A 14,222-nucleotide genomic window follows, 5' to 3' on the forward strand; every position below is an offset into this window, starting at 1 on the left:
GGTGAGGCTTCGGAGTTGGTCACGGCGTTGGGCACCTTGCATGCGCGGGGGGTGGCCGTTGACTGGGAGGCGTTCTTCACCGACGCCGCCACCGCCGCGTCCGTCGCTCCTGCCGACGTGACCGCCGAGAGCGGCACGGCCACGGGTGCGGTCGCCGTGGACGGCACCGTGGCGCGTGCGAGGAAGGCGCGCAGGGTGGAGTTGCCGACGTACGCCTTCCAGCACCGCCACTACTGGCTGGAGACCGGCGACCTCACCGCTGACGCGTCCGGTTTCGGACAGGTGCCCGCCGAGCATCCCCTCCTCGGCGCGGTGGTGGCGTTGCCCGACTCCGGCGGCGCCGTGCTGACCGGACGCGTCTCGCTGAGCAGCCATCCCTGGCTGGCCGACCACACCATCCTGAACACCGTCATCGTGCCGGGTACGGCCTTCGTCGAGCTCGCCGTCCGCGCGGGAACCCAGGTCGGCTGTGACACCGTCGAGGAACTCACCCTGGAGACCCCGCTGGTCCTTCCCGGCAGGGAGGGCGTCGCGCTCCAGGCGGTCGTGGGAGGCGCCGACGACTCCGGCCGCCGCCCGCTGTCGCTGTACTCGCGGACCGGCACGGGCGACGAGCCGTGGACCCGGCACGCCACCGGCCTCCTCGCGCCGTCCGGCCCGTCCGGCGACTTCGACCTCGGCGAGTGGCCGCCACCCGGCGCCGAGCCTGTCGAGCTCACGGGGCTCTACGAGCGACTGGCCACCGAGGGGGCCGGCTACGGCCCGGCCTTCCAGGGACTGCGCTCCGCCTGGCGACGGAACGGCGAGGTGTTCGCCGAGGTCGCGCTGCCCGAGGGCGTCGCCGCCGACGCCGCGCTCTTCGGCGTCCATCCGGCCCTGCTGGACGCTGCGCTGCACGCCATCGAACTCGGCGAACCGGCCGAGCCGGGCCGGCCCGTCGAGCTGCCGTTCGCCTGGAACGGCGTCGCCCTGCACGCGACCGGCGCCTCGTCGGTGCGGGTGAGGGTCTCCAGGAACGGTTCCGACACCGCCTCGCTCCAGGTGGCCGACGGCACCGGTGCCCCGGTGGTCACCATCGGGTCGCTGGCCATGCGCCCGGTCTCCGGCGAAGGGCTCGGTGCCGCCCGCGACTCGCTGTACCGGGTGGACTGGACGGCGGTGCCCGTCGTCGAGGGCGACGGGGAGTGGGTCGTCCTCGGGACCGAGGACGACCGGCTGGGCCGGGCGCTGCGCTCGGCGGGACTCGACGTCTCCTTCGTCGCGAACCTCGACGCGTTGCGCGCCATGCCCGTCAGGCCGAAGACCGTACTGGTTCCGGCCCTCTCCGGCGGGGACGGCAGTGCGACGGAGACGGCGAGGACCGCGACACTCCGTACCCTGGACCTGCTCGGTACCTGGCTCGCCGACGACCGCCTCGCCGGGACCAGGCTGGCCGTGGTGACCCGCGGCGCGGTCAGGACCGGCTCCGGCGACGGCGCGCCCGACCTCGCGCAGGCTCCCCTGTGGGGCCTGGTCCGCGCGGCGCAGGCGGAGAATCCGGGCAGGTTCCTCCTCCTGGACGTGGACGGCTCCGACGACTCCCACCGCGCGCTGCCCGGCGTGCTGGACATGGGCGAGTTCGAACTGGCACTGCGCGACGGCCTGGCCATGGTGCCGCGCCTGGCCAGGACCGGCTCGGCGGGCCTGTTGACACCACCGGCCGGCGGGGGAGCCTGGCGGCTGGAGGTGACCAGGCAGGGCACGCTGGACAACCTCGCGCTGTCCGCGTGCGACGCCCGTGATCGGCCGCTGGAGTCCGGCGAGGTGCGCGTGGCGATCCGCGCCGGCGGCCTGAACTTCCGTGATGTCATGATCACCCTCGGCATGTATCCCGGCCAGGCCGACCTGGGCGCGGACGCCGCCGGGGTGATCACCGAGGTCGGACCCGGGGTGGTCGGCCTCGCGCCCGGCGACCGCGTGATGGGCCTCATCGACGCCTGCTTCGGCCCGTACGCGGTGGTCGACCACCGGATGGTCGTGCCGATCCCGGCGGGCTGGTCCTTCGCCGAGGCGGCGTCGGTACCCGCCGTGTTCGCCACCGCCTACTACGGCCTCGTGGACCTGGCGGACCTCAAGGAAGGGGAGTCGGTGCTGGTCCACGCGGCGGCCGGTGGCGTCGGCATGGCGGCCGTCCAGCTCGCCGCCCACCTGGGCGCCGAGGTGTTCGGCACGGTGAGCGACGGCAAGCGGGACGCGCTGCGGGCCCTGGGCGTCCCCGACGACCGTATCGCCTCCTCCCGCGACCTGGACTTCAGGAGCCGCTTCCTGGAGGCCACCGGTGGCCGAGGCGTTGACGTCGTGCTCAACTCGCTGGCCCGGGAGTTCGTGGACGCCTCCTTGGACCTGCTGCCGCGCGGCGGCCGGTTCGCCGAGATGGGCAAGACCGACGTGCGATACCCGGAGGAGGTCGCGGCGCAGCATCCCGGAGTCGCCTACCGGGCGTTCGACCTCTCCGACGTCGGCCCCGGCCGGACCGCGGAGATCCTGGCCGAGTTGGTCCGGCTGTTCGAACGGGGTGTGCTCACCCCGCCGCCGATCCGCACCTGGGACGTACGCCGCGCGCCCGAGGCGTTCCGGTTCATGGCGCAGGCCAGGCACGTCGGCAAGCTCGTGCTCACCGTGCCCGCGCCGCTCGACGGGAACGGCACGGTGCTCGTCACCGGTGGCACCGGCGGTCTCGGCGCCCTCGTCGCGCGGCACCTCGTCACCGGTCACGGAGCCCGCCACCTCGTACTGGCCGGTCGGCGGGGCATCGACGCCCCTGGTGCCGAGCGGCTCCGCGACGAACTGACCGGGCTCGGAGCCGAGGTCACCGTCGCCTCGTGCGACGTCTCCGACAGGGAGGCCCTGGCCGCGCTTCTGGGCGACCTGCCCGGCGGCCACCCGCTCACCGCGGTCGTCCACACGGCCGGAGTCGTGGCCGACGGCGTCATCGGGTCGCTCTCGCCCGGCCAGGTCGACACGGTCTGGCGGCCGAAATCCGACGCGGCCTGGCACCTGCATGAGCTCACCCGCGGCCTCGACCTGTCCGCGTTCGTGCTCTTCTCCTCCTCGGCGGGCACGCTGGACGGTGCCGGGCAGGGCAACTACGCGGCGGCGAACGCCTTCCTGGACGCACTGGCCGAGCACAGAAGGTCCGCGGGCCTGCCCGCGCTCTCTCTCGCCTGGGGCATGTGGGCACCCGAGATCGGCGGCATGACGGCACAGCTCGGCGAGACCGACCTGCGCCGGCTGCGTGCCTCCGGCCTGCTGCCGCTCACGGCCGAGGCCGGGATGGCGTTGCTCGACCGGTCGCTCGAGTTCGGGGAGGCCACCCTGGTCCCCATCCGGCTGGATCTGGCGGCCCAGCGCTCACGGGCCGAGGCGCTTCCCGCGATGCTCCGCGGCCTGATCACCACCAGGACTCGCCGGGCGGTCCGCGAGGCGGCTTCGGCCCCGGTCGAGCAGTCGTTGCGGCAGCGGCTGGAGTCGCTGTCGGCCACCGGCCGCGACCGCCTGCTGCTGGACCTGGTGCGCACCCACGTCGCCGCGGTCCTCGGACACCTGGACGGTGACGCGGTGGATCCGCTCAGGCCGTTCAAGGAGCTGGGTTTCGACTCGCTGACCGCTGTGGAACTCCGTAACCGGCTCGGCGCCGCCACCGGCGTGCGGCTGCCCGCGACCCTCATCTTCGACTACCCGACCCTGGCCTCGGTCGCCGACCACATCAGGACCGAACTCGTCGCCGACGAGCCGCCCTCGGCGACGTTGGAGGCGGAGCTCGCCAGGCTCGAACACGCGATGGAGACCGCGGCGCCCGATCCGGTGGAGCACGAGAGGATCACCGGCCGGCTGCGCGCGCTCACCTCCAGATGGATCGAGACACACCGGAGGGAGGCGACGACGACCGGTGGGACCGAGTTGGAGTCGGCGACCGCGGACGAACTGTTCGACATCCTCGACAGTGAGCTGTGACGGGCTTCGACCTGGGATGGACTCCTCGCGCCCCGCGCGAGGAGGTCCTGCCCCGGGACATCCGGGCCCTCACCGCCACCCGTCGCAGGGATGAGCTGTATGGCCCCTCCGGCCGATGTGCCGGCTATCAGCCGCTGATTACGCTTCGGCCTATGGACAGCGAAGGGTTCCGCGCGGAGAGTCAGGAAGTCGAGGAGATCGTCCGGCTCGACTCGGTGCAGAAGACCTACCGGAGCGGAGCGGACGTCGTCGTCGCTCTGGGAGGTGTGACGATCGGCTGCCCGCGCGGCAGTCTCACCGCGATCATAGGGCCGTCCGGGTCGGGCAAGAGCACGCTGCTGCAGTGCGCGGCCGGGCTCGACAGGCCGACCTCGGGAACGGTGACCCTTGAGGGGAGGGAGCTGAACGGGCTCGACGAGGCGGCGCTGACGGAGTTGCGCCGTGAACGGATCGGCTTCATCTGCCAGAAGTTCAACCTGCTGCCCGCACTGGACGTGGAGGAGAACGTCGTCCTGCCCCTCTCCCTGGCGGGCAGGGCCGCCGACCCTTCGCTGCTCGCCGAGGTGATGCGCAGGGTCGGGCTGGCCGACAGGACGCGCCACCGGCCGTACGAACTCTCCCCCGGACAGCGCCAGCGGGCCGCCATCGCCCGTGCCCTGGTCACCCGCCACCCGGTGATCTTCGCCGACGAGCCGACCGGCGCGTTGGACGCCCGCGCCACCGAGAGTGTCCTCGGGCTGCTGCAGGAGGCCGTGCACGAGGGCGGCCGGACCGTCGTCATGGCCAGCCACGACCCGCTGGTCGCCTCCTACGCCGATCGCGTCGTCTTCCTCGCCGACGGCCGCGTCGTCGACGAGCGGAGCCTGCCGATGGACAGGGCGGTGGTCCAGAGGATGTCCCACCTCGGCATCTGGGACAGGCCACCGAAGCCCGAAGGGGGGAACATCGGCTGATGTGGCGCCTCGCCCTGCGCACGCTGTCCTTCCGCAAGGATGTCTTCGCCGCCGTCTTCACCGCGATGCTCCTCGGTGCCGTGATCGTCTCGGCTGCCGGTGCGCTGATGGAGACCGGCCTCCGGGGGAAGGTGCCGCCCCAGCGCCTGGCGGGGGCGCCGATCGTGATAGTCGGTGACCCGTCCTATCCGCTGCCCAAAGCCGACCTGCGAGACGAGGACACCGAGTGGACGCGTTTGACCGAACGCGTGCGGCTCGGTGTCGGCCTGCTCGACACCCTGAGGGCCGTCCCCGGTGTGGACCGGGTGATCGGTGACCTGTCGTTCCCCGCCACGGTCCTGCTGGGGAGCCGGCCCGCGGGCGTCGGGCACGACTGGAGCTCCGCCCGGCTCGCGCCGTACGAGCTGGGCGCCGGCACGCCGCCGGGGAGTCCGGGAGAGGTGGTGCTCGACGCCACGCTGGCCCGGCGTTCCGGCGCCGGGGTGGGAGACCGGGTCGAGGTCGCGGTCGGCGGCATCGCCGAGACCTACCGGGTCACCGGTGTCGCCGCGCCCGCGGACGGTCGCGCGATCACCGAGGTCGCGATGTTCTTCTCCGCGTCCGACGCCCGGCGCCTGGCCGGGCACCCCGGCACCGTCGACGCCGTCGCGGTCCTGCCCGCCAGGGGGATCGACACCGGGGTGCTCCGGTCGCGGATCCAGGCCGCGCTGCACGGTCACATGGCGACGGCCCTGGTCGGTGACGACCGCGGACTGGCCGAGTTCCCCGAGGGCAGGGACGGCAGCGAGAACCTCGTCGTCATCTCCGGGGTGACCGCGGGGACGACGCTCCTGGTCGCCGCACTCGTCGTGGCGGGCACCCTCGGCATGTCGGTCGAGCACCGCAGTCGGGAGATGGCGCTGCTGAAGGTGATGGGCACGTCCCCGGCGCGGATCCGGCGCATGGTCTCCGGCGAGGGGATGACGGTCTCCGTGCTCGCCGTCGTGCCGGGCTGCCTGCTCGGCCCCTACCTCGGACACTGGTTGTTCGGGCGGTTGGTGGCCGACGGGCTGGTTCCCGAGGTCATGCCGTTCCAGCAGAGCTGGATCCCGGTCGTGACCGCCATCGCGACGTGCCTGCTCGCCGCCGCGGCGGCGGTGTTCCTTCCGGCGAGGCGGGCGTCGATGATCCCGGCCGTCGAGCGGCCCGCCGGCACCGTGCCCCAGGGGCGGCCGCTCGGCCTGGTGCGATCGGCGATCGCGCTGGTCTGCCTCGCCGGCGGCGCGGCGCTCGCCGTCTCGGTGGCGGTGGCACCCCGCCCACCCGGGGTGATCGCCGTCTGTCTCACCGTGGTCGCGCTCTCCGTGGGGCTGACCCTGGTCGCCCCCCGCATGACGGTGGCGATGACCGAGGCCCTGCGCCGGCCGGTCCGCGCGGTCTTCGGCCAGCCGGGGCATCTCGCCATCCTCAACACCCGGGCGCGGACCGTCCGGGTGGCCGCCGCGGCCACGCCCATCATGCTCGTCACGGGAATCGCCCTGGCCAACGTCTACCTCCAGATGTCCCCGGCGGGCGTGGCCGAGCGCGCGTACGTCAGGGACCTGCGCGCCGACGTCGTGCTCACCGCGCAGACCGGCGGTCTGGCCACCGACATGCTCGCCCGGGTCCGGTCGATCCCGGGTGTCGCGGGGGCCTCGGAGTTCGTGACCGGCACCGTGTTCCTGGAGAGCCCGTACGACGCCTGGCAGGGCGAGGACGGGTGGCCGGTCCGGGGGGTCAACGCGGAGGGCGCCGAGCACGTCATGAAGCTCAGGCTCACCGCCGGTACGCTCGCCGCGCTGCGCGGGCACAGCGTCGCGCTGGCCGAGGGGCACGCCCGGCAACTCGGCCGCGGCCTCGGCGACACGGTCAGGATCCGCCTGGGCGACGGACACGCGGCCGAGTTGAGGGTGGTCGCGCTGCTGTCGGCGAGGGCGGGTGCCGAGACGGTCCTGATGCCCGCCGACCTGCTGGCCCAGCACACCACGGCCGGTCGGCCGCCCCAGATCCTCGTGCGCGCGGTCTCGGACGGAGACGTCCCCCGGGTGGCCGCGGCCCTGGCCGGAGTGGCGCGAGCCGTGCCGGGGCTGCGGGTGAGCGGTGACGACGTGTTGTCCGGCCCGCACACCGAGCGGCAGCGGACGCGGGCATGGGTGAATCACCTGCTCATCGGGACGACACTCGCCTTCGTCGTGATCTCGGTGATCAGCACCCAGGCGGCGGGCGCGGTACGACGGCGCAGGGAGTTCAGGCTGCAACGGCTGATCGGCTCCAGCCGGGGGCAGATCCTGCGGATGATGGGCGTCGAGGGGGTCCTGGTCGCCGTCATCGGCGTCGTGCTCGGCACCGCGTGCTTCGTGCCCTTGCTGCTGCCCTTCACCGTCGCGGTCAACGGCTCCCCGCTCCCCTCTGGACCGGTGTGGCTCTACGTCATCGTGGTCTGCTCCGTCGGCCTGTCCGCGCTGATGGGAGCTCTGTCGCCCGCGTGGATCGTCACCCGTCCCCGCCGCGTCCGCTCCGCCGACTCCGGGGGCTCCTAGCGGGTCACGGGTCGCCGGCTTCCGGCGCACGCCTTCCCCTCCGCCTGCCCGCGTGGCCCCGGTCGCGAGGGGGCGTCGCGCGCGGTGTTCCAGCCGGGGTTCACCGTCTAGGGGGAGGGGGGCACGACACCCCCTCCCCTCGCCGTCCCGGTACGTCTCCACATGCTCTGACCTGGTCGTGCCGCGGGGGGCACGACCAGGAAGCCCGGGTTCTCCTCAGGGGAGGCTGAGGGGTGCGCTAGGGGTCGGTTTCATCGCACCGACATAGGTAGCGTGCTACTTGGTTCGGCATGGAAAGCGGCGGACAGCAGTTTTCCCACCTTCTGGAATCGGTGCGGGTTATCCGCGACCGCGAAGCACGAAGACGAATTCGCTGATCTCGCGGTAGGCAGTCTGATCTCGTTTGAATGAAGTCCGGAGGAAATCTTCATGCGTGTCCTGTTCACCCTGCATGCCGCGAACGCCCATCTCTTTCTGGTGGTACCGATCGCGTGGGCGCTGAAGGCCGCCGGCCACGAGGTGATCGTCGCCACCCAGCCGGACATCCTCGACGAGGTCACCCGGACCGGTCTGACCGCGGTATCGGTGGGTGAGATGTCCAACGTGGCCGAGCGGCTCGCGGCCGTCCCCGTCGACCAGCAGATCTTCGGTTCCGGCTACGACATCGCCGAGGAGCGGCCCGACGTCCTCACCTACGAGTACGTGCGCGACTGCATGGCCTCCTTCGCCTCACCCCTCGCCTTGGATTTCATCACGGACGAGTCGATGTACGACGACCTCGTCGCCTTCTGCCGCCACTGGCGTCCCGACCTGGTGGTCTGGGACTCGATCACCTTCCCCGGCCCGGTGGCGGCCCGAGCCTGCGGCGCCGCGCACGTCCGGTCGACCTTCGGCAGGGACCACTGGGGGCGGATGCGCTCGCTGTTCCTGCGGCTGAGGGAGACACAGCCGGGGCACCCCGTCGAGGACCCGGTGGCCGACTGGGTCACCGCGAAGCTGGCGAGGTACGGCTGCGAGTTCCACGAGGACACCATCCTGGGCCAGGCCACCATCGACTCGATGCCGGTCTGGACGCGTTTTCCCGTCGAACACGACTACCTGCCCGTTCGTTTCGTCCCCTACAACGGCCCCGCCGTCTTCCCGGACTGGCTGCGCGAGGCCGGATCCGGGCGGCCCCGGGTCTGCTTCACCCTCGGCGTGTCAGGGCGCGAGGTGTGGGGCGGGAACGGCAGCATCGGAGCCACCGACCTGTTCGAGGCCGTGGCCGACCTCGACCTCGAACTGGTCGCGACCCTCAACACCGCCCAACTCGATCCGGGGGAGAAGGTTCCGGACAACGTGCGGATCGTCGACTACGTCCCGCTCAACTCCCTGCTGCCGGGTTGCGCGGCGATCGTCCATCACGGCGGCACCGGGACGTTCGGGACCGCGATCGCGCACGGGATTCCGCAGCTCGTCGTCCCCGCGAAACTCTACGACGAGGCGGGTATGGCCCGGCGGCTGGCCGCCGAGGGCGCGGGCCTCGTCGTAGAGCCGGAGGACCTCTCGGCGCGGACGCTCAGGGAGAACCTGCTGCGCCTGATCGACGAGCCGTCGTTCAGGGAGAACGCGACCCGGCTCGGGGGCATCGCCGAGGCCACCCCGGCCCCGCACGATCTCGTACGCGACCTGGAAGGGCTGGTCGCCCGCCACCGGGCGGAGAGCGGCGAGCCGACGCCTGCCGGCTGAGGTTCGCCGGCGATTCACCGGAACGCCGAACACGGGCCGCCCCGCGACGCGAGCGCCCTTTTCCTTTACGCCTCGACCCGAGACGCACGGTTCGACCGGGTGAGGCCTCCGAACGGTCTGACAGGGGTGACGTGGTGGAGAACGACGGCAAACTTCTCGATTATCTGCGGCGGGCGACGACCGATCTGCGAGAGGTCAGGCAAAGGCTGCGAGAGGCCGAGAGCAGGGAGACCGAGCCGATCGCGATCATCGGGATGAGCTGCCGGTTCCCCGGGGGTGTGGACAGCCCGGAGGCGCTGTGGCGACTGCTGGCCGAGGGCGGCGACGCCATCTCCTCGTTCCCCGAGGACCGTGGCTGGGACGTCGACGACCTCTACGACCCCGACGCGGACCGTCCGGGCAAGAGCTACACGCGCTCGGGCGGCTTCCTCTACGACGCGGCGGGGTTCGACCCGGCCTTCTTCGGGATCAACCCCCGGGAGGCGGTGGCGATGGACCCCCAGCAGCGGCTGCTGCTGGAGACCGCCTGGGAGGCGTTCGAGGACGCGGGGATCGATCCGCTGTCCGCGCGGGGCAGTGCCGTCGGCGTCTACGCGGGGGTGATCTACCACGACTACGGCTCCAGGGCCCGCGCCGTCCCCGACGAACTCGGCGGCTACATCGGCAACGGCAGCGACGGCAGTGTCGCCTCCGGGCGGGTCGCCTACGTGCTGGGCCTGGAGGGGCCCGCGGTCTCGGTGGACACCGCGTGCTCCTCGTCCCTGGTGGCGCTGCATCTGGGGGTTCAGGCACTGCGTCAGGGCGAGTGCTCGATGGTGCTGACGGGCGGCGTGACGGTCATGTCCACGCCGAGCACCTTCGTGGAGTTCAGCCGCCAGCGGGGCCTCGCCCCCGACGGCCGCTGCAAGGCCTACGCCGCCGCGGCGGACGGCACCGGCTGGGGTGAGGGCGTGGGCATGCTCCTGATGGCACGCCTCTCGGACGCCCAGCGCGCCGGACACCCGATCCTGGCGGTCATCCGCGGCTCGGCGATCAACCAGGACGGTGCCAGCAGCGGGCTGACCGCGCCGAACGGACCCGCACAGCAACGGGTCATCCGCCAGGCGCTGGCCAACGCGCGTCTGTCGGCCGCCCAGATCGACGCCGTCGAAGGACACGGCACCGGCACCGGCCTCGGCGATCCGATCGAGGCCCAGGCGCTGCTCGCCACGTACGGGCGGGAACGCCCCGAGGGCAGGCCGCTCCGCCTGGGCTCGATCAAGTCGAACATCGGCCACACGCAGGGGGCCGCCGGCGTCGCCGGTGTGATCAAGATGGTGCTGGCGATGCGGCACGGCGTCCTGCCCCGTACCCTGCACGTGGACGAGCCCTCACCGCACGTCGACTGGTCGGCCGGTGACGTCACGCTGCTGACCGAGGCCGAGACCTGGGAGAACGGCGGTGCCCCGCGCAGAGCCGGTGTCTCCTCCTTCGGAGTGAGCGGCACCAATGCGCACGTCATCCTGGAGGAGGCTCCACCGCTCACGCCGGAGGCCGCGGACGGTACGGAGAACGCGGGCGGTACGGACAAGGAGGGCGACGTCGCCGGCGGGTACGGCTCATCCCCTGTGCTGCCCTGGGTGATCTCGGGAAAGGGCGAGGAGGCGCTGCGTGCCCAGGCGGAACGCCTCGCGGCGCACGTGGACGCGGACGCCGGGCTGTCGCCGGTCGACGTCGGGCACGCCGCCGTCACCTCCCGCGCGGCCTTCCCGCATCGCGCCGTGGTGGTCGGCACCGGCCGTGCCGACCTGCTGGCGGGCGTGCGCGCCGTCGCCGGACACGACGCCGCGCCGAACGTCGTGCGCGGCGTCGCCGTCCCCGACCCGAGGGTGGTGTTCGTCTTCCCCGGGCAGGGAGCGGCGTGGGCGGGGATGGCCGTCGAGCTGATGGACTCCTCACCGGTGTTCGCCGCCCGGATGGCCGAGTGCGCCGACGCGCTCGCGACCTTCGTCGACTGGAAGCTCGTGGAGGTGCTGCGCGGCGAGCCGGGCGCGCCACCGCTGGGACGGATGGACGTGGTGCAGCCCGCGCTGTGGGCCGTCATGGTCTCACTGGCCGAGCTGTGGCGCTCGTACGGTGTCGAACCCGACGCCGTCGTCGGTCACTCGCAGGGAGAGGTCGCCGCCGCCTGCGTGGCGGGCGCGCTGTCGCTGGAGGACGGCGCCCGGGTGGTCGCGCTCCGCGGCCTCGCCATCGGCGAGGAGTTGTCCGGCCACGGGGAGATGATAGCGGTCTCGCTCCCGGCCGAGCGGATGCGGGAACTGCTGGCACCCTGGGGCGACCGCGTGGCGGTGGCCGCGGTTAACGGTCCCGGATCCGTGGTGCTCTCCGGCGAGACGGAGGCCCTGGACGAGTTGCTGGAGCGGCTGGTGGCCGACGGCGTCCGCGCCAGGAAGATCCCCATCGACTATCCGTCGCACTCGGCCTACGTGGAGCCGCTCAGGGAGCGGATCCTGGCCGACCTGGAAGGGATCGCCCCCAGGTCGGCGGAGGTGCCCTTCTACTCCACGGTGACCGGCGAGCCGATCGACACCGCGGAGCTCGACGCCGGTTACTGGTACGCCAACCTCAGGCGGCAGGTGCGCTTCGAGGAGGCCACCCACGCGCTGGTGCGGGAGGGGCACGGGCTGTTCATCGAGATCGGCCCCCACCCGGTGCTCACCGTGGGCGTCCAGGAGACCGTGGACGCCGCGGCCGGTACCGCGGTCGTCGTCGGCTCCCTGCGGCGCGACGAGGGCGGCATGAACCGGTTCGTCACCTCGCTGGCCGAGGCGTACGCGCACGGGGCGCCGGTGAACTGGGAACCGCTGTTCGCCCCCCACGACCCTCGCCCGGTGAAGCTCCCCACATACGCCTTCCAGCGCGAGCGGTACTGGCTGGACGCCACCGACGCGATCGACCTGGCGTCCACCGGCCTGACCGCGGCCGGTCACCCGCTGCTCGGCGCGGCGGTGACATCGGCGGGAACCGGCGAGGTCCTGCTGACCGGACGGCTGTCGACGCGCACGCACCCGTGGCTCGCCGACCACGCCGTGGCGGGCACGGTGCTGCTGCCGGGTACGGCGTTCGTGGAGCTGGCGATGCGTGCCGGTGACCGGGTGGGGTGCGGGACGGTGGACGAGCTGACGCTTGAGGCACCGCTGCCGCTGAGGGAGGGCGGCGTGCAGGTGCAGGTGTCGGTGGGGGCGTCGGACGAGACGGGCCGCCGCCGCCCGGTCACCGTCCACTCCCGCCCCGAGGGCACCGGCGACGAGGCGGACGCGCCCTGGACCCGGCACGCCACGGGTTTCCTCGTCGCCGACATCCCCTCAGAGCCCTTCGACCTGGCCGAGTGGCCTCCGGCGGGTGCGACGGCACTGGAGGTGGACGGCCTGTACGAGCGGCTGGCGGGCCAGGGATACGAGTACGGCCCCCTGTTCCAGGGGCTGCGGGCGGCCTGGCGGCGCGGCGAGGAGATCTTCGCCGAGGTCGCCCTCCCCCAGGACGCGCGAGGAGAGGCGGGGAGGTTCGCCCTGCACCCGGCGCTGCTGGACGCCGCCCTGCACGCCGAGGCGCTGCTGGATGGCGGGTCCGGCGAGGTGAGCCTGCCGTTCGCCTGGTCCGGCGTCTCCCTGCACGCCGAAGGGGCCGCCGAGCTGAGGGTGCGTCTGTCGCCCGCCGGCACCGACACGGTCTCGCTCCGGCTCGCCGACGTCTCGGGGAGCCCGGTGGCCTCCGTGGAGTCCCTGCTGTCGCGTCCCCTCCCGGCGGACCGGCTTTCCGCGGCGGCCGACGCCCGCCGCGACTCCCTCTTCCGCGTGGACTGGACGGTGCCGCCACTCGCCGAGGTCCCCGCCGGGCAACGGTACGCGGTGCTGGGCGCCGACGGGATCGGGCTGGCCGAGGCACTGCGCGCGACCGGTGCGGAGATCGAGGAGTTCGAGGGGCTGGGGTCGTTGGCGGCCTCCGAGGTCGTTCCGGATCTGGTGTTCGTCCCCTTCCAGCCTTCTGAGGGGGAGGAGGACGGAGATGTCGCGGCTCGGGTACGGGCGGCGACGCACCGGGCTCTGCGGCTGGTGCGGGAGTGGCTGGCCGAGGAGCGGTTCGGGTCGGCGCGGCTGGTGGTGGTGACCCGTGGCGCGGCAGCCGTGCACGGCGACGACGTCACCGACCTGGCGGGCGCCGCGGCCCTTGGCCTGCTGCGCGCCGCCCAGGCGGAGAACCCGGACCGCCTCCTGCTGGTGGACCTCGACGAGAGCCCCGTTTCCGGTACGGCGTTGCTCACCGCGACGACCCCGGACGAGCCGCAGGTGGCCGTACGTGATGGAAAGGCGTGGGCGCCGCGCCTGGCGCGGGCGGCGGGCGGGGACGGGCTCGCGGTGCCGGCGGGGGTGGCCGAGTGGCGGCTGGACGCGCCGGTCAAGGGGAGCCTGTCGGACCTGGCGCTGGTCCCGCACCCCGCGTCCGGCAGGACGCTCGAGCCGGGAGAGGTGCGGATCTCCGTCCGCGCCGCCGGGATGAACTTCCGCGACGTCGTCGTGGCGCTCGGCATGGTGCCCGAGCGCGATGTGCCGATGGGAGGCGAGGCCTCCGGCGTGGTGCTGGAGGTCGGTGCCGGGGTGGACGACCTGGCGCCCGGTGACCGGGTCTTCGGCCTGCTGGACGGCGCGTTCGGCCCGGTGGGGGTGACCGACCGGCGGCTGCTCGCGCCGATTCCCCAGGGCTGGACCTTCGAGCAGGCGGCGTCCGTCCCCGGCGTGTTCCTCACCGCCTACCACGGCCTGAGGCACGTGGCCCGCCTCCAGCGGGGGGAGTCGGTGCTGGTGCACGCGGGTGCCGGTGGGGTGGGTATGGCGGCGGTGCAGCTGGCGCGGTACCTGGGGGCGGAGGTGTTCGCGACGGCGAGTCCTGCCAAGTGGGGGGTGTTGCGGTCGTTGGGGCTGGATGAGGAGCACATCTCCTCGTCGCGGGA

General features: G+C 73.0%; 5 protein-coding genes. All 5 read left to right on the forward strand.

Annotation, left to right across the window (positions count from 1 at the left end; translation table 11 throughout):
- Positions 1 to 51: 51 nt before the first annotated feature.
- Entirely contained in the window at positions 52 to 3,993 is a 3,942-nt protein-coding gene (locus ABZ664_RS39160; RefSeq protein ID WP_362522306.1) for an SDR family NAD(P)-dependent oxidoreductase, read from the forward strand.
- Between the two features lie 152 nt (positions 3,994 to 4,145).
- The gene (locus ABZ664_RS39165; RefSeq protein ID WP_362522309.1) at positions 4,146 to 4,946 is read left to right on the forward strand and encodes an ABC transporter ATP-binding protein; all 801 of its coding nucleotides are present in this window, start codon (positions 4,146 to 4,148) and stop codon (positions 4,944 to 4,946) included.
- Positions 4,946 to 7,504, forward strand: coding sequence for an FtsX-like permease family protein (locus tag ABZ664_RS39170; protein ID WP_362522311.1), 2,559 nt, complete (start codon positions 4,946 to 4,948; stop codon positions 7,502 to 7,504). The genes ABZ664_RS39165 and ABZ664_RS39170 overlap by 1 nt, the downstream gene beginning before the upstream one ends.
- A 429-nt stretch (positions 7,505 to 7,933) precedes the next feature.
- Entirely contained in the window at positions 7,934 to 9,232 is a 1,299-nt protein-coding gene (locus ABZ664_RS39175; RefSeq protein ID WP_362522314.1) for an activator-dependent family glycosyltransferase, read from the forward strand.
- Between the two features lie 131 nt (positions 9,233 to 9,363).
- Positions 9,364 to 14,222: beta-ketoacyl synthase N-terminal-like domain-containing protein (locus ABZ664_RS39180; protein ID WP_362522317.1), on the forward strand; the 4,859-nt coding region annotated here is incomplete at its 3' end.

This window comes from Streptosporangium sp. NPDC006930 (assembly GCF_040635605.1).
GTDB lineage: Bacteria > Actinomycetota > Actinomycetes > Streptosporangiales > Streptosporangiaceae > Streptosporangium.

What these genes read in the sequence shown, in the direction of transcription:
- ABZ664_RS39170 (WP_362522311.1), top strand. Translation starts at nt 4,946, where the DNA reads ATGTGGCGCCTCGCCCTGCGCACGCTGTCCTTCCGCAAGGATGTCTTC.
- ABZ664_RS39165 (WP_362522309.1), top strand. Translation starts at nt 4,146, where the DNA reads ATGGACAGCGAAGGGTTCCGCGCGGAGAGTCAGGAAGTCGAGGAGATC.
- ABZ664_RS39175 (WP_362522314.1), top strand. Translation starts at nt 7,934, where the DNA reads ATGCGTGTCCTGTTCACCCTGCATGCCGCGAACGCCCATCTCTTTCTG.